At 47.4% G+C, this 22,450-nt stretch carries 26 protein-coding genes and 4 tRNA genes; 24 read left to right on the top strand and 6 right to left on the bottom strand.

Annotation, left to right across the window (positions count from 1 at the left end; all coding sequences use genetic code 11):
- Positions 1-540 precede the first annotated feature (540 nt).
- Positions 541-705, top strand: a complete 165-nt coding sequence (locus DRI82_RS24090) for a hypothetical protein (protein ID WP_170138737.1) — start codon at positions 541-543, stop codon at positions 703-705.
- Positions 706-856: 151 nt separating this feature from the next.
- Here DRI82_RS24090 and DRI82_RS19135 read toward each other — a convergent pair whose 3' ends face one another.
- Positions 857-1,369 carry a cupin domain-containing protein gene (locus DRI82_RS19135; protein ID WP_245956881.1) on the bottom strand — a complete coding sequence of 171 codons (513 nt, stop codon included), beginning with the start codon at positions 1,367-1,369 and terminating at the stop codon, positions 857-859.
- 381 nt (positions 1,370-1,750) lie between these two features.
- On the opposite strand from DRI82_RS19135, the gene osmE reads away from it, so the two are divergent.
- Positions 1,751-2,095: an osmotically-inducible lipoprotein OsmE gene (gene osmE / locus DRI82_RS19130; protein WP_114195508.1), complete on the top strand. Its 345-nt coding sequence runs from the start codon at positions 1,751-1,753 to the stop codon at positions 2,093-2,095.
- A 193-nt stretch (positions 2,096-2,288) separates the two neighbouring features.
- On the opposite strand, the gene DRI82_RS19125 is transcribed toward osmE, so the two are convergent.
- Positions 2,289-4,016, bottom strand: coding sequence for a potassium/proton antiporter (locus DRI82_RS19125; protein WP_114195507.1), 1,728 nt, complete (start codon positions 4,014-4,016; stop codon positions 2,289-2,291).
- Between the two features lie 1,039 nt (positions 4,017-5,055).
- Between DRI82_RS19125 and DRI82_RS24085 the strand changes: the two genes are divergently transcribed.
- Both DRI82_RS24085 and DRI82_RS19120 read left to right on the top strand, forming a co-directional pair.
- Complete coding sequence (locus tag DRI82_RS24085; protein WP_170138736.1) at positions 5,056-5,226, top strand: hypothetical protein; 171 nt, start codon at positions 5,056-5,058, stop codon at positions 5,224-5,226.
- Positions 5,227-5,435: 209 nt separating this feature from the next.
- On the top strand, positions 5,436-6,362 hold the full coding sequence (locus DRI82_RS19120) for a DMT family transporter (protein WP_114195506.1): 927 nt from the start codon (positions 5,436-5,438) through the stop codon (positions 6,360-6,362).
- A 114-nt stretch (positions 6,363-6,476) separates the two neighbouring features.
- Here the strand turns inward: DRI82_RS19120 and cycA are convergent, their stop codons facing one another.
- Positions 6,477-7,880: a D-serine/D-alanine/glycine transporter gene (gene cycA / locus DRI82_RS19115; protein ID WP_114195505.1), complete on the bottom strand. Its 1,404-nt coding sequence runs from the start codon at positions 7,878-7,880 to the stop codon at positions 6,477-6,479.
- 342 nt (positions 7,881-8,222) lie between these two features.
- On the opposite strand from cycA, the gene DRI82_RS19110 reads away from it, so the two are divergent.
- A tRNA-Lys gene (locus DRI82_RS19110) sits at positions 8,223-8,298 on the top strand.
- Between the two features lie 1,243 nt (positions 8,299-9,541).
- Positions 9,542-9,736, top strand: coding sequence for a DNA polymerase III subunit theta (locus DRI82_RS19105; RefSeq protein ID WP_114195504.1), 195 nt, complete (start codon positions 9,542-9,544; stop codon positions 9,734-9,736).
- A 114-nt stretch (positions 9,737-9,850) separates the two neighbouring features.
- Here DRI82_RS19105 and DRI82_RS24080 read toward each other — a convergent pair whose 3' ends face one another.
- Both DRI82_RS24080 and DRI82_RS19100 read right to left on the bottom strand, forming a co-directional pair.
- Entirely contained in the window at positions 9,851-10,006 is a 156-nt protein-coding gene (locus tag DRI82_RS24080) for a hypothetical protein (RefSeq protein WP_170138735.1), read from the bottom strand.
- A 209-nt stretch (positions 10,007-10,215) separates the two neighbouring features.
- Complete coding sequence (locus tag DRI82_RS19100; protein ID WP_114195503.1) at positions 10,216-10,440, bottom strand: DUF2594 family protein; 225 nt, start codon at positions 10,438-10,440, stop codon at positions 10,216-10,218.
- A gap of 833 nt (positions 10,441-11,273) precedes the next feature.
- Here DRI82_RS19100 and uvrY point away from each other — a divergent pair.
- The 6 genes from uvrY (at position 11,274) to DRI82_RS19070 (ending at position 14,809) form a co-directional block, all read left to right on the top strand.
- A complete protein-coding gene (gene uvrY, locus DRI82_RS19095) occupies positions 11,274-11,930 on the top strand; it encodes a UvrY/SirA/GacA family response regulator transcription factor (RefSeq protein WP_114195502.1) in 657 nt (218 codons plus the stop codon).
- Positions 11,923-13,755, top strand: coding sequence for an excinuclease ABC subunit UvrC (gene uvrC, locus DRI82_RS19090; protein ID WP_114195501.1), 1,833 nt, complete (start codon positions 11,923-11,925; stop codon positions 13,753-13,755). The genes uvrY and uvrC overlap by 8 nt, the downstream gene beginning before the upstream one ends.
- Positions 13,756-13,813: 58 nt before the next feature.
- Entirely contained in the window at positions 13,814-14,362 is a 549-nt protein-coding gene (pgsA, locus tag DRI82_RS19085) for a CDP-diacylglycerol--glycerol-3-phosphate 3-phosphatidyltransferase (protein ID WP_114195500.1), read from the top strand.
- A 145-nt stretch (positions 14,363-14,507) separates the two neighbouring features.
- Positions 14,508-14,583, top strand: a tRNA-Gly gene (locus DRI82_RS19080).
- A gap of 56 nt (positions 14,584-14,639) precedes the next feature.
- Positions 14,640-14,713 (top strand) — tRNA-Cys (locus DRI82_RS19075).
- 10 nt (positions 14,714-14,723) lie between these two features.
- Positions 14,724-14,809 (top strand) — tRNA-Leu (locus DRI82_RS19070).
- Between the two features lie 475 nt (positions 14,810-15,284).
- Here the strand turns inward: DRI82_RS19070 and DRI82_RS19065 are convergent.
- Positions 15,285-15,689 (bottom strand): helix-turn-helix domain-containing protein, encoded by a 405-nt coding sequence (locus tag DRI82_RS19065; protein WP_114195499.1) that lies wholly within the window; start codon positions 15,687-15,689, stop codon positions 15,285-15,287.
- 368 nt (positions 15,690-16,057) lie between these two features.
- Between DRI82_RS19065 and DRI82_RS19060 the strand changes: the two genes are divergently transcribed.
- The 12 genes from DRI82_RS19060 to lysC all read left to right on the top strand — a co-directional run bounded on the left by DRI82_RS19060 (position 16,058) and on the right by lysC (position 22,426).
- Positions 16,058-16,282, top strand: a complete 225-nt coding sequence (locus tag DRI82_RS19060) for a hypothetical protein (RefSeq protein ID WP_114195498.1) — start codon at positions 16,058-16,060, stop codon at positions 16,280-16,282.
- 2 nt (positions 16,283-16,284) lie between these two features.
- Positions 16,285-17,154: a helix-turn-helix domain-containing protein gene (locus DRI82_RS19055; RefSeq protein ID WP_114195497.1), complete on the top strand. Its 870-nt coding sequence runs from the start codon at positions 16,285-16,287 to the stop codon at positions 17,152-17,154.
- Complete coding sequence (locus DRI82_RS19050; protein WP_114195496.1) at positions 17,147-17,746, top strand: ATP-binding protein; 600 nt, start codon at positions 17,147-17,149, stop codon at positions 17,744-17,746. The genes DRI82_RS19055 and DRI82_RS19050 overlap by 8 nt, the downstream gene beginning before the upstream one ends.
- Positions 17,743-19,113: a replicative DNA helicase gene (locus DRI82_RS19045; RefSeq protein WP_114195495.1), complete on the top strand. Its 1,371-nt coding sequence runs from the start codon at positions 17,743-17,745 to the stop codon at positions 19,111-19,113. Before DRI82_RS19050 ends, DRI82_RS19045 begins: the two co-directional genes overlap by 4 nt.
- Before the next feature lie 241 nt (positions 19,114-19,354).
- Positions 19,355-19,543, top strand: a complete 189-nt coding sequence (locus DRI82_RS19040) for a hypothetical protein (RefSeq protein ID WP_114195494.1) — start codon at positions 19,355-19,357, stop codon at positions 19,541-19,543.
- A gap of 62 nt (positions 19,544-19,605) precedes the next feature.
- Positions 19,606-19,911 (top strand): hypothetical protein, encoded by a 306-nt coding sequence (locus tag DRI82_RS23905; protein ID WP_157968101.1) that lies wholly within the window; start codon positions 19,606-19,608, stop codon positions 19,909-19,911.
- Positions 19,908-20,474: a DUF1133 family protein gene (locus tag DRI82_RS19035; protein ID WP_114195493.1), complete on the top strand. Its 567-nt coding sequence runs from the start codon at positions 19,908-19,910 to the stop codon at positions 20,472-20,474. Before DRI82_RS23905 ends, DRI82_RS19035 begins: the two co-directional genes overlap by 4 nt.
- Positions 20,475-20,865: 391 nt before the next feature.
- Positions 20,866-21,255 (top strand): putative holin, encoded by a 390-nt coding sequence (locus DRI82_RS19030; protein WP_114195492.1) that lies wholly within the window; start codon positions 20,866-20,868, stop codon positions 21,253-21,255.
- Positions 21,242-21,517, top strand: coding sequence for a phage holin family protein (locus DRI82_RS19025; RefSeq protein ID WP_114195491.1), 276 nt, complete (start codon positions 21,242-21,244; stop codon positions 21,515-21,517). Before DRI82_RS19030 ends, DRI82_RS19025 begins: the two co-directional genes overlap by 14 nt.
- A gap of 3 nt (positions 21,518-21,520) precedes the next feature.
- Positions 21,521-21,907, top strand: a complete 387-nt coding sequence (locus DRI82_RS19020; protein WP_114195490.1) for a M15 family metallopeptidase — start codon at positions 21,521-21,523, stop codon at positions 21,905-21,907.
- A complete protein-coding gene (locus tag DRI82_RS23900) occupies positions 21,904-22,278 on the top strand; it encodes a hypothetical protein (RefSeq protein WP_157968100.1) in 375 nt (124 codons plus the stop codon). Before DRI82_RS19020 ends, DRI82_RS23900 begins: the two co-directional genes overlap by 4 nt.
- Entirely contained in the window at positions 22,175-22,426 is a 252-nt protein-coding gene (lysC, locus tag DRI82_RS24780; RefSeq protein ID WP_114195540.1) for an Rz1-like lysis system protein LysC, read from the top strand. The genes DRI82_RS23900 and lysC overlap by 104 nt, the downstream gene beginning before the upstream one ends.
- The last annotated feature ends 24 nt before the right edge of the window (positions 22,427-22,450 follow it).

The raw sequence follows: 22,450 nt of genomic DNA, 5'->3' as shown, positions 1-22,450 counted from the left end.
GAAGTTTGTGCGGTAATTATCATATCAAGTTACTATGATAAATATAAGAATGTTTATTTACAGAAAATATAGGCCCTGCTAATTAGCAGGGTTTTTTTTGTGTTCTCTCATTAGGTCGTCTTTTAGCCATAATTATTACTTATATATTACCGTAACATGCGGTGAGAAGTGCTGGCGTAAGATCTCGGAATAGACTTAAGATATGAGAATAATCTTAAGTGTGTTGGATCCCATGGAGCAAAGTGTCTATCATTGTTCATGCCAATAGTTGCGAGAGTCAAGTTAGGTCGTATGGATGGCTAGCTGTGAAAGCAGGATAGGTTTCTGACATTTAATAACTCCTCGGAGTTATGTCATCCATAAATGAGATTTTGTGAAAAAACGATCCGGCGGTACCTCATTCAGAGGTCATCACGAGACGCTTGACGATGCGCAGTTCGCTGTTGCGGTGCTGGCGGTCTTGTCTTGTATGTTAATTATTCTTACTATTATCATCATGTTATGGGTAACGTAAGTTCATAAGCTAGGGAGGAAAACGCCATGGAGAGTAATCGCGTAGATGACAACAAGTTGATAGCGCTCATTGCGTTACTGGCTTCTTGTCTGATTGTTGTGTCGGTCTTGTTTGGGATGACCTACTATTCAGATGTCAGAGGTCAGAACCCGCAACACTTGGATATAAAGAGTTGCTATATCAAAGAGTAGCGGTGTCTTTCCTATGACAAATCCTGTGCGTATTTCTTATGAAACCGCGCGATGCCGAACTATAGCCTTATACTTCTGCATGTACGTATACATAAAAGCTCGATACCCTTAAATGTACTACCCCTTTAAACGTACCATCACCATAAACGTACTATGCTCCTGCAATTTGCCATTGTTTGATGCACCCCTCTGACCGCCCCAAAACCGGATCGCTTTGCGGCAACTCAATTCGCTTAATCGCTTCTGTACGCTCACTGAGTTTTTCTGGCTGATCACGACATATGTCTGGATTGTAATCCGGCGGATAGGCCCCGACCAGCATGAAATCATCCGTGGCGGAAATGCATTTATGGCCGACCCCAGCGGGAATCAAAATGACGTCACCCACCTCCACCCGATACACTTTCCCATTGTCACCCCCCAGCTGTAACTCGGCGCTACCGACATAAACGCCGACCACTTCATGGGTTGTGGTATGAAAATGGGTGAAAGGATAGACCGAGGAACGCCAATGAGGTGGCCAGTCATTTTTTGCGAAAAGATGTTCAAGGCTTTCTGCGACATCCTTCGTATCAGCTTCAATAACTTTACGATAGATCAGCAACGGGAGAGGGCTGTTTGGCACCCCTTTGCAGGGCTTGTGTATATGAACGATTTCCATCATTACCTCAACTCACATCATTGTTTCGCCATAAAGATTAAGCTCAGCAACGAGAGCGGATTCCTTCCAGTTAGACATCAATTAAATGCTACGCAAATCACATTTTAATGAATTGCTTTCAATTAATTTTCACTGTTTTCCTCTACTCAGCCGCTCATTGGCGGCATGCATGGGAGAAACATCTGCTGAATGAAACAAAGCAGGTGTGAAGCGCATCACAGCGATATTTCCCTTCTTTTGGTAGGGGTATTCTGGCCTGTAAAAGGTTACCGCATCGCAAAATATTAAGCCTGGCGGGCTATCATCAGGATAATCATAAAGTTGGCAAAAAAATCGTTCTCTTCTAGTCTTAAAGGACATAAAGCACTTCAAGAGGTAGAAGTCATGAATAAAAAAATGTTGATGTTAATGGCTGCGGGCGCGGTCTCAATTTCGATTTTATCTGGTTGTACCGCTTATGATCGTGCCAGTAGCTATGTGGCTGAACCCGTTGTCAGTGACGTTAAAGTCGGGATGACGCGTGAGCAGGTTAGACAAATTGCGGGACCACCTTCAACTACCGCGACGTTGGTGCACGCAAAAGGGACGTGTGAGACTTATGCTGTAGCGCCGCGTGATGGTAAAGCTCAAACCTATTTCGTGAGCTTCAATGAAACCGGTCACGTGATGAATAAAGGTTTCCAAACCTGTGCAGAATACGATCAGGATCCGCAGGCCAAACAGCCTTAATGCCAATTTGAATGCCGATAGGTTCTTGATTGGCAACAGGCTATTGAAAAATAACCGCATTATGGCCTAGAGCCCCGTTACCGTAGTTCGCGCGTCTGTGTTCGCTACGGTAACGATTTAACGTAAAATTCCGTCTGTTTTCATTATTCGCAGACCGCGATCCATTGATAGCCGCAATTTCGCGGTGATTTCCTCAGTTGTCAAAACGCATGATACGTACACCCACTTTATTGACTTTGCTGCCGTCCATTTCAGCGATGGTCCAGGTTAATCCTTCCCATTCAATATGATCGCCGATCACCGGTTCGCCTCCCAACAACTGAATCATAAAGTGTCCCAACGTCAGTTCACTATCAATCTTGTCGTCCAGACTGAGGCCATACTGTTGCGCAATGGCGCCGATTTTTGCATCGGCTTGCAGGATGAAATCACCAAAGAAACGTTCGTCAGTCGGAACGGTCGGCATGTGGCTGAACAATTTCCCCAGCTCCGGCAAATCAGCTTCACGGCCAATGACACACAGAACATCCCCCTCTCTGAGCCGCGTATTGCGACTGGGGTGCAGAATCTCTTTACCACGGAATAGTGCCGCGATACGGGTTTTGGGCGGCATTTTAAGATCGCGCACCGCTGCGCCGATGCACCACTTCTCCGATCCGAGTTTATAGATGAACTGCTCCCATTGATTCTCGGGATCAATATCCAGGCCAATCCGTGAAATTGGAGTTGGTTGCGGTGGGATAATCACCCGAGCCTTTTTTGCCGCATAGGTGAGCGAGGTGCCTTGCAAGAGCAGTGAGACCAGCACAACAAAGAATGCCACATTAAAAAAAAGATTGGCGTGCGGTATGCCCGCCATCATCGGGAAGACGGCAAGGATCACCGGAACTGCCCCGCGAAGCCCAACCCAGGAAATGAAAAACCGCTCACGCAAGGTGAAGTTGCGAAAAGGCAACAAGCCAACAAAAACCGACAGCGGGCGGGCAAAAAATATCATCCACATGGAAAGGATCAAGGCAGCAACGGCTATCGGCAGTAATTCGCTCGGCGTAAGCAACAGACCGAGTACCAGGAACATGCCGATTTGACTCAGCCATGCCAGTCCGTCAAAGGTTTGCAGTATGCCGTGACGGTTGCGGATAGGCAGATTACCGAGCATCAACCCGCACAGAAACACGGCCAGAATACCGCTACCCTCAAGCAACGTTGTCAGGCCGAATATCAATATTCCACCGCTGACCGCCAACAGGGGATAGAGTCCATTGGCGAGCGGAATGCGGTTGATCAATTGTTGCAGAAGCCAACCGCCTGATAAACCAAAAGCAACACCGAGCCCAAATTGCCGGATGATATCAACAATAAACATCCAGCTCAGGCCGTGCTGACCCTGGCTGATCATCTCTATTAAAGTAACAATCAGAAACACCGCCATCGGATCGTTGCTACCGGACTCGATTTCGAGCGTGGCACTGACGCGCTCATTCAAACCTTTGCCGCCAATCAGTGAAAATACCGCCGCGGCATCCGTTGAACCAATAATCGCCCCAATCAGCAACCCCTCAATGATATTGACGTCGAAAAGCCAGGCCGCCGCCAATCCGGTAAGACCCGCCGTAATCACCACGCCAACCGTCGCCAGCGACAACGCCGGGCCTAGGGCAACACGAAATGAGGCGGCCCGTGTGCGCATGCCGCCATCAAGCAGAATCACCGCAAGCGCGAGGTTGCTGACCAAATAGGCGAGGGGATAATTATTAAATGCGATACCACCAATACCATCGATGCCAGCCAACATACCGATGGCTAAAAATATGACCAGAATAGGTATGCCTAATTTTGAAGAGAGCGAACTAAGCAGAATGCTAGCCCCGACCAACACGGCACCAATGACAAAAAGGGTGTTGATTGTGCTTGCGTCCAATGTGGGATCTCCTTCAATAGCGCGAAATGATGGAATACATATTGCCAGTAAAGCGTAGTTTAAATTAATGAGAGAAATGATAAAGAGGTTATTGATAAAGAAAGGAAATTAACAATAGTCAAGGAGCGGCTTAAGATAATAAGCCGCAGGGTGCAAAAGGCACGTCTGGTGCAAAATGGTAACCATTAGAAACTAAGAGGTTTTTGCTGGGGGAAGTGAGATAAGTACAAGAATAGTCGCGCTATGATGTGCATTGCTCAGCGTTCGGAAACATAAAAAATCAGTGCCGACGATTGCGATGGCGAAATAAAGTCCGATTCCTTGACGATTTAAAATGTTTATAAAGCGCGAACGCCGAAATGACGATCAAGGTGAATGTGATGACTACGTAAGCAATATTCATGGAATTTAACTCCAGTGATTAACAGCAGCCCGCATTGTTGGAACGTAACTGGGATCTGTTATGAGGAATATTATTTCGCCTTAAGCGGGATTACCAATTAAAAAAAATAAAAATCATCTTTTAAGATTAATCCCATTGATATGCAAATAGGCGCAATGAAAGGTTTGATAAATAAAAATAACCATTAAATTACGCCAACTTGGTAAAAAATAAACGCTGATTAGAGGTAAATGTTTCTGCTTTTTTTAGGCGCAAGGCGACGAAGTGAGGTAAGTGTCGGATTAAAAGCGAGGAGCGGGGGAGTTCACCTAGATGTTGTACGTGGTGTGCATAATGCAGCCATCTTGTGGCGGGCAAAAACTGCGCTCTCTAATGACGTCGGGGAAATTTCACTTAAGCCAAATTGATGTTTTTGTAACATTTCGGAAACATTTTTGGTCATGATTTGGATGCCATTGGAGGGGGTGTTTTTTATCGATTATCTGCCAATTATTTGTATCGTCTCGATCCACAAAACAGACACTCCATACTAACGGGCAAAAAGAGTCATTAACCAGCCATGCAAATTTCCACGCCCGGACTAAACTTAACATGTTGATCTATATTGAAGAGACTTAAAAAACAGGAGGAAACGATATGAGTCAGCAGCAAGGAATACATCGTGAAATATTATTTGATGGCTCCATCAAACACGTTTTGGTGCTAGACGCTCAGGGGAATGAGATAGTCATGGACGCGAAGGATTATATTTCGGAAGGAATACAGCCGCCGCTTGAAGATCTGCTGGAAGTGCCTACGGACGATTGATTTTTAACGACAAAGAATCCCTAAAACGACCAAATCCTGAGGGGCTTGTGCCCCTATGAAACTCTTGCGGGAAAAGCGATTTTCCGGCATCACAATTTCCCTCATTTATAGTAAGGGCAAAGTCGGCAATACTGCGGATTGTTCCGCTGACTTTGACTCGGACAGGATGACCTGTGCATCATATGGCACTTTTTGCTTGAGGTTAGCCTGTGTCTGCGATCAAAACATCCTTATTCTCCCGTCTGTTTTTCCGTATGAAAATCCAGGAAGTCGTGCTGCTGTTTATTACCGTTGTTTGGGGCTGCACATTTCTGGTGGTTCATTACGCTTTGCAATTTACTGGACCCTTCTTCTTTGTCGGCGTGCGTTTTGGGATGGCGACGCTGGTTTTGCTGCTCTTTTCGCTGCCCGTATTGCGCGGGTTGACCTGGTATGAGGTCAAAGCCGGGTGTTTTGTCGGTATTGCAATTATGCTTGGCTACGGTTTGCAGACGGTGGGATTACAAACCATCAGCAGCAGCAAGTCGGCATTCATCACGGCGATGTATGTCCCCATCGTTCCACTGCTGCAATGGATTTTCCTGCGCCGCCCACCGGGCATAATGTCGATGATTGGCGTGCTGTTGGCTTTCATTGGGTTGGTATTGCTGGCCGGGCCGGATGACAGCTCGTTGGTATTCAGTACAGGTGAAATCATCACGTTGTTCAGTGCGTTGGCGATTGCGGCAGAAATTATTCTTATCAGTGCTTATGCCGGAAAAGTGAACGTCAGGAGAGTGACCATTATTCAGTTGGCATCCGCGTCGATTCTGGCATTTTTCATGATGATTCCGACCGGCGAATCAGTGCCTGCGTTCTCAGGCACGCTGCTCATTATTGTATTGGGGCTGGGGATCGCCACCGCCCTGATTCAGGTCACCATGAACTGGGCTCAGAAAAGTATATCGCCGACCCGGGCGACGCTGATTTACGCCGGAGAGCCGGTGTGGGCGGGGATTGTTGGGCGTATTGCCGGGGAAATCCTGCCCGCGATCGGGCTGTTCGGCGGTGCGCTTATTGTGATGGGCGTCATTGTCAGTGAACTGCGACTGAAAAGAAAAAAACCGGCGGCTTCCTCGGACGGGTATACCGGGTAATCCGGCAAGGTATTGCTAACAGGTATTGCTAACAGGTATTGCTAACAGATATTGCTAAACAGGTATTGCTAACAACAGTGAGCCGCCGGGCAGATAACCCGGCGGCGCAGATCATTAGGCGGTGGCTCTGTTTCTACGCACGAAGATATAGCAGATGCCAAGCACCACAAACCACAGCGGCGTGACAATCAATGCCTGGCGGGTATCTTCCTGCAAGGTCAGCAGTACCAATACAAATACAAAGAACGCCATACATACCCAGCACATGAAAATCCCCAACGGCATTTTGTAGATCGATTTTGCGTGCAGATGTGGGCGTTGTTTACGGTAGACCAGATAAGAGCAGAGAATAATGGTCCAGACGAACATAAACAGAATGGCCGATACCGTGGTCACCAGCGTAAATACCGTCATTACGTTGGGGATCAGGTAGATAAGCACCACACCACCAAGCAGGCAGATACACGAGAAGGTCAAACCGGTCGAGGGCACTGCGTAACGCGACAAGCGGCCAAAACTTTTCGGGGCATTGCCTTCCTGAGCCAAACCAAACAGCATGCGGCTGGTAGAAAATACGCCGCTATTGGCGGAGGAGGCGGCGGAGGTCAGCACCACAAAGTTGATCACGCTCGCGGCAGCTGGTAAGCCAACCAGAACAAACAGCTCAACGAACGGGCTCTTGTCGGCTACTACCGAACTCCACGGGGTGACTGACATGATCATGATCAGCGAGAAAACGTAGAACATGATGATGCGAATCGGGATGGAGTTAATTGCGCGTGGCAGCACTTTCTCCGGGTCTTTGGTTTCTGCGGCGGTGGTGCCTACCAGTTCGATGCCGACAAAGGCGAACACCGCTATCTGGAAGCCCGCAAAGAATCCGCCGATCCCTTTGGGGAACATTCCGCCGTTATTCCACAAATTGCTGAATGACGCGACGCTGCCAGACGGTGACTCAAAACTGATCATCACCAGCACCATGCCTGCCGCAATCAACGCGACGATGGCGACAATTTTGATCATGGCAAACCAGAACTCCATCTCACCAAACATTTTTACCGTGGCAAGATTCAGGCTTAGCAACACTAAAACGCAGAGCAGGGAGGCGATCCATTGCGACAGCCCGGGAAACCAGAACTGGGCATAAGCGGTTATCGCCACGACATCGGCAATTCCGGTTACCACCCAGCAGAACCAATACGTCCAACCGGTGAAATATCCCGCCCAGGGCCCGAGGAGGTCAGCCGCAAAGTCGCTGAAAGATTTGTATTCAAGATTAGACAGCAGCAGTTCACCCATTGCGCGCATCACAAAAAACAGCATAAAGCCGATGATCATGTATACGAAAATGATTGAGGGTCCTGCGAGACTAATGGTTTTTCCCGACCCCATAAACAGACCGGTACCGATGGCACCACCGATAGCGATTAGCTGGATATGGCGATTATTCAGATTGCGCCGAAGATTCTCGTCACTTTTATCTTCGACGCCGGTAACGTCTCTTGATTGGTCAACCATGTGATCATTCATCCTGTTTTTAAGGTGTGTGATGTTGAGCTCTATATGGCTCTTTTTTGCTTACCGCCCCGGAACGTGGGGGTTACAGTAAGATAGTGTAATATTAATGTTAATTGGTAATGTTTTTATAACATTATCGATTTTTTATCTGGACGCTTTGTATACTTATTTTTACATGGCATTCATGCGGCGGGATAATTATTTCGCGAGTGGGGAAGGCTAACAAAAATAGATAAAGGCGACAATGTGATTTACGTCACAGCTCAAAATGAGTGGGGTGATAAAAAAAGTGACACTAACAGTTTGACATGATGACCTTAGAGGAGAATAATCCACGCCGTTGGGTCGTTAGCTCAGTTGGTAGAGCAGTTGACTCTTAATCAATTGGTCGCAGGTTCGAACCCTGCACGACCCACCAACAAAATCTGCAAAAGCAATAAGTTACGTTCCCATTCTTCCAACTTCCGATAAAAAATCAAGAAAACGTCAATTTCAACAAAGTGATAACTCCTTTCTGTATTTTCTATTGCGCCATATAAGGTGATTTTCCAGGATAGAATATTCAAAGGTGGGTATTGCGAGGTATGGGTACCATAATGAAAAAGCCCTGACGTTTTAAGCCAGGGCTTTTAGGGACTTACATTTTTCGTGTTTAACATTAATAACTTACTTTTTTACTACTGGCTCCAAAAGATGTACATGTTGATAAAGGGAAACATTAAGTATTTATAGCGAACAATTTCCTCCGATATATTTACTGAACTAAGAAACATCCCAACACATTTTTGAATTAGTTAGTTTTAAGAAACCAACTAACGTGTACATCACCCATCGCGATATATACTTTTGTAACGTGGCCTTACTTTCTTCGCGATATACTCATTCAATGCAAGATTACCCACATCGCGAATATTCACTTTAATAACAAGGCATTACATCATCGCGTATTTTCAATTACACCCGTTATGCGATTGCACTGACTATTTCATGGCCTGACTACTGTCGCGATACCTGTAACTCAATAATTTCTCAAAACCCCAATCGCGAATTTACTGGTAACAACTACGTGGCCTTCATCGCATTTCTTGGTACAACACAGACTTATCAAAAGTTATTACCGTTGCCGTCTGTGCTGATATCTAACTTACCCCTTTCAATTTGTATGTCAATACTGTTTTTATCAACATCCATGCGTTGTCACATTTTGGGTCATATAAGAATTTTATGCGCAAATTCAGTGGTTAAATTGTGAAAGGAACGTAATGAATATGATTTTCAGTTGCCTTCTCTATGCGCTATTTTCCCTATATCTATGACGAAACTGTAAGGGAAATGACCTACTAAAAAATTCGATTGGACCTATTTCTGCGTGATAAACATGCGCTTAAAGAAATTATATTGATTAGGTTAATGATTTTGTTAGTAAAAAATTGGACTCTCCTTGGCATTTTGACCGGGGATTACCTATCCTATTTGTGTTGATCAAAAGATATCACCTAAGTCTGCGGAGCTAGCATAGTTGATTACATAGAAATGCGTATTTGATCACAAAGTGAGTACATTTTTACAGTAGAACAAAAAATAAGCACGCATACCTCAGATCAATACGAATTGTGCGTGTAGGTTTACTCGAAGGACAACCAGCAAAAAGGAGAGGAGAAATGTCAAACCTAGAAAAACTTGTCTCAGCGTATTGTCATACCAGCGTCGATTTCGCTGCCTCAACAGTTGCCTTTATGGAAAGTCAGAAGAAAAAAATTGATTGTGATGCTGTTGAAACCAAAGTGCCGGAAGACCACAAAGCATTCTTCAAAAGAAGATTAGCGCATTACCGCAGCATCTATAAACCGCAGTAGCGCCTCCTTTCTGCAGAGGCTGCGCGCAGTCTCTACAGTCAACGTGTAACATGATAGACGCCATACCAGCAGGTTCACTTGCATCGGCATCCTTAATGTTGTCCTATCCTGCCGCTATTGGTGATTCCGCGCTCGTTTGGCGTCTTCCACCGCCTGTTTGGCTTCTTCGGCTTTTTGCTTAATCTCTTCTTCGGTAAGCAAATTCGCGGCTTCATGCATTTTAGCCAACCCGTCGCTGACCCTGACTTCTTGGTTTTCTTCATTACTCATGATCGCACCTCTGGTTGAAAAGTGTGTGAATAGACCTTAGCAGAATAAATCCGCCAGACCCATTTTTGCCCGCATTCTTTCTTGAGCGGATGTGTGGGGGAGGTTCTGGAGTGAATGTGATGTGACGAAGGAAAATGAAAAGGCTTGTGGAAAACGTTGATGATGGTTGGAAGAGATAACCCCGTTGGGATTATCTCTGCGCGCACAACTTACTGGCGGTAAGCGAACTTGATTTGTTGAAGCGTGTTTTTGAATATTTCAGCCTGTTTTTCGTCTTCGATCTGGGCAGTAAACTTTTCCAGATTCATGACGATCTTACCCGCATCGGCCTGACCCATCGCCTTTAGCATCAATGTAACTGTGGCTTTCAGGCAGGCCACTTCGGTAGCCAGGGTTTCAGGGTTGGCTGCAGTTGTAAAATCGATATTGCTCATTTTTTCTCCCAGGGAAGTCGTCATTGCGCGCAACTTCCGAATTTGTGCATAAAGCAGACAATCACTTTGGTGCATTATCAGATAGTTAAAGGATTATATCACAGTAATTGCGACGCCTGTCGATCTAGTCTGCACGCTAATGAACTCATCAATATGGGCTCTTTGTAAAGCATACTAAACATATTCGTCGCCAAAAATATAAAGTCTTGTATTTCATCAATCAGCGTTCTACTTCACATTCCAGGTACGGGTTGCTGCCATTTCCACTGCGTCAGAGGAGTCGTCGTCTTGTCACTTTTTCGTAACTCGAATTATTTAGAGTATATATTTGGCATGTTTGCGCCAATAAAGTGTTTTTTTACCTAAAAGATTTTGCGTGAACGAGAGTAATTAGCAGGAATAACCGAATTCCCATCTATTTTTGGAGGAGATATGCGTGTTTAAAAAAGTGCATTTGCCATGGGCAACGAAAATTCCCATGCCTGTAACGGAGATACTAACGTGCCGTGATAGGTTAACGTTATAAGTAACAGTGTGATGAGTATCATTACGTCTTTAAAAATCAGTAAGTTTTTTTACAGGGTTTATTGGTCAAGCCCTCCGAGTTGCAGTAATATGATTCATACGTGCTGTGGGTAAGATATTCCTTCAGTCAATCCTCTTTATTACGTTTAATGCTGTCGCTGCTAGCAGATGCTAATTTCTCGTGCTCTGCCTCAGAAGCTTTGTAATTTGTACGCTAACCTGTGTTCATTATTTGGTTAAAACCAAGTAAGATCTCACTCAGTGAACAATTGCTGACTGTGTTACTCCCTTTTTTTGGAGAATTCTCTTTGATTAGCGTTCTTCTTGTTGATGACCACGAACTGGTGCGCGCAGGGATACGACGCATTCTTGAAGATACAAGAAGTATTAAGGTCGTAGGCGAGGCGCAATGCGGTGAAGATGCCGTTAAGTGGTGCCGAAGCCATGACGTTGATGTTGTCTTGATGGACATGAATATGCCGGGTATCGGCGGTTTGGAAGCCACGCGCAAAATTGTGCGCTACTCGCCCGACATCAAAGTTATCATGCTGACGATCTATACTGAAAACCCACTTCCGGCTAAAGTCATGCAGGCAGGTGCGTCTGGCTATCTCAGTAAAGGTGCTGCGCCCCAGGAAGTCATCAACGCAATCCGTGTTGTTAACACGGGTCAGCGTTATATTGCTTCGGATATCGCCCAGCAGATGGCGTTGAGTCAGTTGGAACCCCAGGCAGAAACTCCGTTCGGTTGCCTTTCGGAACGTGAGCTGCAGATCATGTTGATGATTACGAAGGGGCAGAAAGTCAACGAGATTTCTGAACAACTCAATCTCAGCCCCAAGACCGTCAACAGTTATCGTTATCGCATGTTTAGTAAATTAAATATTAGCGGTGATGTTGAATTGACCCATCTGGCTATTCGCCACGGGTTGTTCAATACGGAGAATTTACCTAGCAGTGACTGATCGTTTCGATTCAAAAGCATTCCTCAATACCGTTACCAGTCAGCCCGGTGTGTATAGGATGTATGATACCACCGGTACAGTGATTTACGTCGGTAAGGCGAAAGATCTCAAGAAGCGGCTGGCGAGCTATTTCCGCACGCAGGTCAGCAGTCGCAAGACTGAAAATCTGGTTAAAAATATTGAGCAGATAGATGTCACGGTAACCCATACCGAGACAGAGGCGTTGCTGCTTGAGCACAACTACATCAAGCTTTATCAGCCGCGCTATAACGTATTGTTGCGTGATGATAAATCGTACCCGCTGATTTTTCTCAGCGCTGACAATCATCCGCGCATTGCCATTCATCGCGGTGCCAAACACGCCAAGGGCGAATATTTCGGTCCTTTCCCGAACTCATATGCCGTGCGGGAAACCCTGGCGTTGCTGCAAAAGCTGTTTCCTGTTCGCCAATGCGAAAACAGTGTCTACAGAAACCGCTCTCGCCCATGCCTGCAATATCAGATTGGCCGCTGTCTGGGACCTTGTGTCTCTGGATTGGTCAGCGAAGAAGAGTACAAACAGCAGGTCGACTATGTTCGCCTGTTTCTTGCTGGTAAAGATCAGCAGGTGCTCAATCAACTTATTGAGAGAATGGAACAAGCCAGTAAAAATCTGCATTTTGAAGAGGCTGCGCGGATTCGCGATCAAATCCAGGCCGTAAGGCGGGTCACTGAGCGGCAGTTCGTCACCGGCGACAGTGACGATCTGGACGTCATCGGCGTTGCGTTTGATGCCGGAATGGCCTGTCTGCATGTTCTGTTTATCCGCCAGGGCAAAGTATTGGGCAGCCGGAGTTATTTCCCAAAAATTCCAGGCGGTACCGATTTAGGCGAAGTGGTGCAAACGTTTGTTGGGCAATTTTATCTGCAAGGCAGTCAGGCGCGCACGTTGCCTGGTGAAATCCTGCTTGATTTTGCCTTGCAGGAAAAAGATCTGTTGGCTGAGTCATTGAGCGAGTTGGCCGGGCGCAAGATTGCCATCCAGACCAAACCGCGTGGCGATCGTGCCCGCTACCTCAAGCTCGCAAGAACCAATGCCACCACGGCGCTGGCCACCAGGTTGTCTCAGCAGTCCACGATTCATCAGCGTTTGGCCGAGTTGACCAAAACACTCAATCTGACAGAAATAAATCGCATGGAGTGTTTCGACATCAGCCACACCATGGGCGAACAGACGGTCGCGTCTTGCGTGGTATTTGATGCGAACGGTCCGGTGAGATCCGAATACCGCCGCTATAATATTACCGGCATCACTCCAGGTGATGATTATGCAGCAATGACGCAGGTGCTGAAACGCCGTTACGGCAAGGCTTTAGAAGACAAAAAGATCCCGGACGTTATTTTCATCGATGGCGGTAAAGGCCAACTTGGGATGGCGATCGATGTCTTCAAATCGCTTGATGTCAGTTGGGATAAAACCAAACCGCTGTTGATCGGCATTGCGAAGGGAGCCGATCGTAAAGCCGGACTGGAGACGTTGTTCTTTGTGCCGGAAGGTGAGGGGATTTCACTTCCTCCCGACTCACCGGCACTGCATCTGATTCAGCATATCCGCGATGATTCCCACAACCATGCAATTACCGGGCATCGTCAGAAACGGGCAAAAGTACGTAACACCAGTGCGCTTGAACTTATTGAAGGTGTTGGGCCTAAGCGGCGTCAGGTATTGCTGAAATATATGGGTGGGCTGCAACCTTTACTTAATGCCAGCATCGAGGAAATTGCAAAAGTGCCGGGTATTTCACAAGCATTGGCAGAAAAGATCTACAATGCATTGAAACACTAGGGGCAATGTAGCAACATACTCATAATAACCACACTAGCCAGATAGTTAGCCGAGCGCCATGCAATTTAATATACCGACTTGCCTCACCCTGTTTCGTATAGTGCTGATCCCTTTCTTCGTTCTGGCGTTCTATCTGCCGTTCGTTTGGGCCCCGATGGTGTGCGCGTTAATTTTTGTCGTCGCGGCCGTAACTGACTGGTTTGATGGCTTTCTTGCACGCCGTTGGAAACAAACAACGCGTTTCGGGGCATTCCTTGACCCGGTGGCGGATAAAGTGCTGGTTGCGATCGCCCTGGTGCTGGTGTCTGAGCATTTTCACTCCTGGTGGATTACCTTACCGGCAGCCACGATGATCGCCCGCGAGATCATTATTTCCGCATTACGCGAATGGATGGCGGAAGTCGGCAAGCGCAGCAGCGTTGCGGTATCGTGGATTGGCAAGGTGAAAACCACGGCACAGATGATGTCATTGGTAGCATTATTGTGGCGTCCTGAGAGCATGGTGGTGTGGGCGGGCGTGGTTGCATTATATATCGCCGCGGTGCTGACATTCTGGTCGATGTTCCAGTATCTGAATGCAGCGCGCAAAGATTTGCTGGAACCTTGATCAAAGTGCCGTAAAAAGCGTCAAACGATTCCTTTTCATTGATAATTTTATTGACTCAGTGGCAGAGGTAAGTAGAATGCACCGCATCGGACGGCAGCAATGAATCGCCGAAAGAGTGCAAAAGAATCAGTCAGTTCTGATTAAAGCGGGAATAGCTCAGTTGGTAGAGCACGACCTTGCCAAGGTCGGGGTCGCGAGTTCGAGTCTCGTTTCCCGCTCCAAATTAGTAAGTTGGTAAATTTTTACGAGCTTAAGCCTGAAAGGGCACAGAATTCAAGGCGCGTTAACAAAGCGGTTATGTAGCGGATTGCAAATCCGCCTAGTCCGGTTCGACTCCGGAACGCGCCTCCAATTTTCCGAAGCCCGGGTGGTGGAATCGGTAGACACAAGGGATTTAAAATCCCTCGGCTTATGGCTGTACGGGTTCAAGTCCCGTCCCGGGTACCACGGAAAAGAACCAAGAATAATCAAAGCAATAGCAGTAATGTCGTGACCGCCGAGAGGCGGTTTTTTTATGCCTGGAATTTGATAGCTGCATGGGGTTAAGTTCCATTCTGGGTACTTGTTCAGCCCCACAACCGCCTTAATCATCACCCGATGCCGTGCAGCTCAAAGATGCGGCGAGAACGCCAGCGCAACTTCCGATTACCATCCCAGCTACAAATGCAAATATAGTCATAGGGCTGCCTCTCAATCTTTCTTTAAGCCATTTACCGCGTTGGCAAAATGGCCGTTTGATTGTCTCATAATGCTGTTTTTTGTTCGTCTTTCCGAACTGTCAGAACGTTTAACCTGAACAACCGCTGCAGTGTAAGTGAGTAGTTGTCACAGATAAACTTAACTAAAGATAAGTTTGTGGTCAATAAAAAAAGCACCAAAAAGTTAAGTTAACTATAGGTGCGACTTTAACCGTTTGATAAAGTTATTGTTTTTTCTTTGAGTTTTTTCGTGCAAAAAGTAACTCTTCGAACAAAGCGTTGAAGCCATTTACCTTTTCCTCAAGTTCTGACAAATGACGGTCTTTCTCAGATTCTGGAAGGGAATCAAAGAGTTCTAACAATTTTCTTTGCCTTTCATCCAGGTCTATTGACAATTCATCAGCAGGAAGAGGGGTTTGATCTTCGTCGCCGTACAGCAGCCACGTCGGGCTACATCTGAGCACTTTGCTCAAAAGAAAAAGATTTTTACCTTTTGGCTCGGTATCACCATTCTCCCACTTGTATACGGTGACGTGGGAAACCTTCACAGAGTCGGCAAGCTTCTGCTGGGAGATCTTCAGTTCGGTTCTACGCAACTTAATGCGGTCACTAAGTGATGTCATGTCCATCCGGTTAATATAAATTAATTTGACTTAGCTTTTGTTAAGTTATAATTTTCTACAAATGTTAGAGATTGGAGCGTAAAAACATGCTCGGGTACGAGCCAACACATGACAAGACAGAGCTGTATCCATCAGGTGCAGCGTAACATCTGGTCAGAACAAAAGCTGATGAAAAAAACAACTTCTTGCGATAGGAGACGCAAATGAAAAGGGTTTCCAGTGCTATTCGGGAGTTTGCCGGAGCAATTAACGCAATTCTTCCCGATGACCCCGACATGTCACTATGGTTGTCCAAAAAAGACTCATAAACGGCGGCTATGGTACAAGCATCATATTTGCGGGTGACCACCGCATAGCAAGAAAGAGGCAAGATCATGCTTAATTCTCCCGATCGAATTACTTACAGGAATGGGTTCTACCTTAATGCACAGCCTGTAACTATCGAAAATATTGTGTCCATTTACGAAGAGCGGCGCTCAGCGTCACTCAGTATCTGGGAGTTGTACGAACAGCATAAAGCTCAGTTGCATGACGTTGAAATGTCAGCCGAAGAATACCAGCGCGCCATTACGGCCCTCGCTGAACTGCTGGGGGTCTGAATATGAGTATGGATCTGATGGTACAAGCCATGAAACTCAAAGTCGGAAACCCGCTGCGCAAATTGGTACTGGTCAAACTGGCTGATAACGCCAGCGATCAGGGCGAGTGCTGGCCAGCAATACGCTATGTCGCGCAACAGTGTGAGATCTCCGAAAGATCGGTACAAAACCACATTAAACAATTGGTAAAAGATGGCTTGCTGCGCGTGGAAGAGCGCAAAGCGGCAAATGGCCTTAATCGCTCAAATATCTACTATCTTATGTTAAAAAAGAGGGGTGAAAATCCTGCACCCTCTGGCGTCGTCCCTGCATTTCCTGGTGTAACTCCTGCATCCGCTGGTGTAACTCCTGCACCCTCTGGTGTAGCTCCTGCACCCATTGGTGTAACTCCTGCACCCACGATGGGTGCAAATGCTGCACCCAGAACCAATCACTCTTTAGATCCAGTCATTGATCCAGTCACTGGAACTGATGGTGATACAGCGGAAGAAAGCGAGGGAAAGAAAAAAAGTTACCCCGATGCATTTGAAACCCTGTGGGCAATCTATCCGCAACGGGAGGGCAACAACTCCAAGCAAGCCGCCTTCAACAGCTGGAATGCCCGGCGCAAAGAAGGCGTACCTGCCGATCACCTGTTGTCTGGAATGATTCGTTACGCGGATTATTGCCAGGCCAAGGGACTGGGTGGAACGGTGTATGTCATGCAGGGGAGCCGTTTTTTTGGCACGCGCAGGGAGTACGAAAATAGCTGGGCGATTGCAGTTTCTCAATCCCCTGGGAGACCGAAAGATACTGTCGATGACCTGCGCGGACGGAATTTCGAAACGCTGATTGGCTGGAAAACCCCCAAGGGAGAATCTGCCGATGGATGATCCCAAAACCGTAACCGAGATCCTTACCACCTACAGCGGTGTCGCCAAACGGTTCAGTGAATCGTCATTGGTAAATTTCAAAACGGTTAATCAGCACGCGAAAGACAATCTGGCCATCTGCCAGCGTTTTGTGGATGAATGGCCCGCACTCCAGGCTACGGGGTCAAATCTGTTGTTTTGTGGGCAGGTCGGAACCGGGAAAACACACTTGTCAGTCGGCATTATGCGGGCGCTTTTTGAACGTTACGACGCTGATGTCTACCTGACCACCGCCCAGCGGATCATCCGGGCTGTGCGGGATACCTGGCGGCCCAATGCGGCACGAACAGAATACGACGTACTGGGTTTTTACAGTGATGTGGATTTGCTGGTGATCGATGAAGTTGGCATGCAGTCCGGCACCGACTCAGAGCGACTGATTGTCTCTGAAATCATAAATATACGGTACGAACAGATGAAGCCGATTATCCTGATAAGTAACTTCACGGTGCAGGAAATTGAAGGATTTATCGGCTACCGGGCGATGGATCGTGTGATGGAAAGCGCGGTGGTGCTGGCGTTCGATTGGGAAAGTCAGCGGGTGGCGCAATGACGACTGAAGAACTGGAGGGCGCGGTAATTGGTGCGGTCCTGCTTCGCGGTCTGGATGCCGACACTTTTGAGGCGCTGATTGATCTGCCAGAGAATGCCTTTTCGATTGGGGTCTACCGCAATATCTGGCGTGAAATGAAACAGCTCGCGCATGGTGCTGGAAATCTGGATGGCCTGGTGCTGATTGAACGCCTTGGCAACGACTACGAAGCGGTGATCTTGAGCGCGCCTCGTTACGTTTGGGCGAAAGCAGGGCTGGTTAGCTATGTGCAAATGGTGAAACGTGCACAGGTTATCCGCAATTTCCAGCAGATGGCCGCTGACGCGCTGAAGTGCGTTGTTTCCTCGCGTAATCAGGACGACGCCCTCAAGTCCATCGCCACGCTGCGTGATGGGTTGCAATCCCTTGAGACATCAGCGTCGGCGCTCAGTCCTGTCCATATTGATGCATTGCTGCCGGACATCGTGGATCGCCTGCAACAGCGCCTGAACGGTGATGGATCATATCGCACGTTGCAAACCGGCATTGCGGAACTGGATAGCATAACAGGCGGTATTGATCACACGGATTTGATGTTCATTGGCGCGCGTCCGTCCATGGGCAAAACCGCGTTGGCACTGCATCTGATGGAGAAAATCACCGACCGCAACGGTGGCGTTTTGCTGTTCAGCATGGAAATGGCTGCCATCCAGATTGCTGAGCGCCAGGTGGCCAACGCCGGATCAATCTCCGTCAGCAAATTGAAATACCCGCAGGAATTCACTGATGAAGACTGGGGGCGGTTTGACTCGGGGATTAGGGAAATCGCCGGGCGCCCCATCTGGATCGTGGATGCCAGTAACTTGACCGCCGATCAAATATGTATGACCACTGAAAACCATAAGCGCGAGCATCCAGAGCTGGCTGCGGTGTTCGTGGATTATCTGGGACTGGTGAACTTGCCGGGTGACGAACGTTATGACTTGAAAGTCGGTAGCGTAACGAAAAAATTGAAATCGCTTTCAAAACGAATCCGCGTTCCCTCAATCGTACTCAGCCAACTGTCACGTACAGTAGAAACGCGAATGAATAAAAGGCCGATGAATGCCGATCTGAAAAACTCCGGCGAGATCGAAGCTGACGCCGACATTATCGCCATGCTTTACCGCGATGAGGTTTATAACCCTGACACCCCGGCGAAAGGCATCACGGAAATCATCATCACCAAAAACAGGAATGGCCCACTTGGCACGGTTTACCGCAGTTTCCAGGAGGGGCACTTCATGCCTGTCGATCAGGCGCACGCGGAACGACTGAGCAAAACCGAACCTGTAAAAGAGAAGAAAACCAGAAGGTATTCAGAGCTATTTCTAGCAAATCCCTATTAATGTGTACGGTCATACCACGGTAACCTTAAGGTTACTTACTGAATCTTCATCGGTAGCCTTGATAAGTATTATTGCAAATTATGTCTCATTGAATTACTGTTTATACATACAGTATTTTTGGGGCTTTTTATGGCACGGATAGCAGTCATGAAGAGTTTTTACTGAAAATTTAAGGCTTCCATCTACAGCTTCGTGCTCGTCACCTTGAAGTTGTAAGACTTGATTTAGGAGTGCTGACGCAATGGAACCCGATGATTTAAAAAGCCATCTCCCAGTAACCGGAAGTGTAGTCATTCGGTATGAAGAGGGGCAGGTGATTAGTATGCAAATGCTGAAGCCGGAAGACCATATCGCAACACTGAAAGGGTTTATAGAATTAGCAAAATCAGCGGGTTATACAGTTGTCGCCCCACAGGAAAGCAGGATATAATCCCCGCATTGGTCTGAACAGCCAATACCTGAACAACTGCTGCGCTAACAGGAAAAATCCCCATGGCGCAGTATTTATTTGTACGTAAACCCACTGAAATACGGGTACTGGCAACTTCAGTTGCCAGCGAAAATTTATCGACGACATTGCCGCCTGTCAGCGCGTTATGCCCCGACTTCACGTTGGCGCGCATTCCGGCATGTCACCGTCATCATTTTTCCCCTCCTACTCTTGGTTTTCGCGCTTCGCAGCCGGACAACGAGCGCGATCGCCAAATCCACAACCCAGATTCGGATACTGCCGGGCTTTACCACGCCGGGAGTGTGCTTTGCATAGCAGAAAGAGTGAAATCAGAGGGGGCACTATGATTTATCCAACCACCTGCAGCAAACCTGGTGAGCTTCGGCTTAAAACTCTGGAATCCATCTGGCTTCAGGGCAAATTAAAAATGTGGGGGCGCTGGTCGCGCATCAGCAAGTCCGGCACCGTTCGCGGCGTATTCGCGCGGTTACTCGCGCAAGAAACGCTCAGTAAAACCGCACTGAATGCGGCGATAAGGGATTTGGAGAAAGCGGGCATCTCGCGTGAAGAGCTATTCAGCTATTTCGGCGATCTCAATAACCAAAAAACCCACAGTAGCCTGTTCTACTGTACCGATGCGGAAGCTCTACTGATCGATTCGGTGATTGGTAAGGTGTTCGCTGATACGCCGGGTCTGATCGACATCATTAAGGTGCGGTATATCACCGGGAAAAAGAAAACTCCAATGGCTGTGGATATGCAATTCGCTCATCCAGAACTGTCACTCAGTACGTGCCAGCGGCGGATAGATACCTGGCTGACAACCGCTGAATTAATGCTTTATCCGGCACTCAATGATGCCTGTAAAAAAAATATTTCGAAAACAGAGAAAAAAACTTTGACAATTTGACCGAAAAATATAAGATGAGCGTATAAGATAGCTTTTCTGTATTCGAAAGCAGTCATCCAGTTATCTGCGAAACAACTAAATTCAAAAAACCCGCCAACATGAGCGGGTTTTTTATTGCCTCGAGTATTCCTCCTGGCTTCTATTAGCCCAGCGGCTTGACGGCATTTCGACATATAACCGGGCGGTTCCTTACGACTGCCGGGTAATATCACATCGACTTAACTCATTTTTCGCATCTTTATAAAAGGCTGCCTTCGGGCGGCCTTTTCCGTTTTTAGCGCCAGCCAATCATCTGAAACTCAACCCTTATTTCTCAGTGGCTGAGCGCTAACCCTTTATCTTTTTTACAATCAACGCCCGGCGTTCGCTGAGCGAGCAAAGGAGTACGCAAATGGGTGAACCTGTATCTACGGGTACCGGCGCAGCGACATATATATTAGGTGGGGTAACCATAATCGGCCTCGCACCCGGGATCAATTCAGGCATCGTTATCGGGGCGTTTGGTGGCGCCGTGATTTATGTCCTTTCATCTGCGGATATATCGATCCTTCGGCGCGTATGCCTCTTTCTGATTTCTTTTCTCGTAGGGATAGTCTCAGCGGATTTCGTCACATCAATTATCAATTATTTCACGCCTGACGTTATCGTCGCTGAGGCCCCCTTGGGGGCGGTGGTTGCTTCCGCCGTCGCCGTGCGTTTATTGATGTTCATAAGTAAGGAATCAGGTGACCCCGTTAAGTTGATCAAAAAACTGAGAGGACACGGGGATGGCGGAAAATAACGTTCTACTTCTTATTGATGCAATGGCCTGCGCCGTTATGGCGATGCAATTAATGGTTTTCCAGCGCGGCTCGTTAACTTACAGGCCCCTGGCATCGTGTTTTGCATGGGCGCTAATCGTCGCGTCTGTGGCTGTGCCGATACGTATTCTCTCCGGGGAATATTTAAACACCGACTGGTCAGAGACATTTATTAACGTTGCCCTGTGTATTGCGGTCGTTCGTGCGCAGGGCAACGTCATGAAAATAATCAATCCGGGATAACACATGAGCACATTTAAATTCAGTCAGCGGAGTGAGAAGAATCTTAGCGGTATTCATCCTCATTTAGAGAAGGTGGTACGCCGGGCATTGCAGATTTCAACCGTTGATTTTGGCATTACTGAAGGACTTCGCACCAGGGAAAGACAGACATTACTCGTTGAGGCAGGTAAAAGTCAGACGATGAATAGCCGACATATTACCGGCCATGCGATTGACGTTTTCGCTTACCCAACGCCAGCGGGCAGTTGGGAGATGAAATATTACCGGCAAATCGCCGAGGCATTTAAACAGGCGTCGGAAGAATTGAATATCGCAACGGAATGGGGCGGTAACTGGACGACGCTAAAAGATGGGCCGCACTTCCAACTGCGGGCAAAGGATTATCCATGAAAACGGTAACCTCTTTGCTGGTGGTAGCGACGCTGCTGGCGATGGTGGCGATTTACTACCAGGGTCAGGCTGCCGATGCATCCCGGCTTGCGGAGCAGGCAAAGGCCGACCGGGAAAGTGCGGAAAACATCACCAGTAACGTTATCACCTCTATCGACCTGTTCAACGATATTGCGCGGAGCACCCAGAATGCAAAGCAACAAAATGCCACAACCAGCGATAAGGTGCGCGTGGTCTATAAAACCGTTCTGGCAAAATCTGCCTGCAATGATGACGTTATTGATAGGAATATCGCTGATGGGTTGTTCAACCGAGCGAATCAAATACGTTCCATTGCCAGTGGTGCCTATTCCGGCCAACCTGACCGCTAACTGTATTCCGCCACTTCCCGAGCAGCCATTTACGTATGGCGCCAGTGTTATCTGGAACGATCGGCTTCTTGAAACAATAGAGAATTGTAATTTGGACAAACAGGCCATCCGGTCGATAGAAGCCTCTCGTCATTCCGCTCATCAATGAAAAGATAATACAAAAAGCTCATCA

Origin of the sequence: Edaphovirga cremea (assembly GCF_003332275.1) — a bacterium.
GTDB classification, from domain to species: domain Bacteria; phylum Pseudomonadota; class Gammaproteobacteria; order Enterobacterales; family Enterobacteriaceae; genus Edaphovirga; species Edaphovirga cremea.
This window is presented reverse-complemented; position numbering and strand designations above follow the sequence as displayed.